This is a genomic window from Limosilactobacillus urinaemulieris (genome assembly GCF_014838745.1).
Lineage (GTDB): Bacteria > Bacillota > Bacilli > Lactobacillales > Lactobacillaceae > Limosilactobacillus > Limosilactobacillus urinaemulieris.
The window spans coordinates 1-250 of record NZ_JABUXR010000061.1; the positions used below are offsets into that span (position 1 = coordinate 1).

Consider the following 250-nt stretch of genomic DNA (forward strand, 5'->3'; position numbering starts at 1 on the left):
CGCTTCTTGTTTACAGCAGCAAGACCAAACATTCCCAATAAGGTGGAGGCACCTAAGCCTATTAATGTTAAGCTATTGTTATTACCAGTTTGTGGTAGTTGGTTATCCTCAGCTGTCGTTGGTTGAGACGTAATCGTCCGCTTAACAGTCTTGTTCAGATCTTTCTTATCAACACCCTTTGGATAGTTCTTGCCAGGATTGTCTGGAAGCTTATCGCTTGGTGTCTTCGGATCGGTTGGTGTTACCGTGA

General features: G+C 44.0%; 1 protein-coding gene. It reads right to left on the minus strand.

Annotated features, from left to right (window positions below; all coding sequences use genetic code 11):
* Positions 1–250: LPXTG cell wall anchor domain-containing protein (locus HUK45_RS09410; RefSeq protein WP_191912059.1), on the minus strand; the 250-nt coding region annotated here is incomplete at both ends.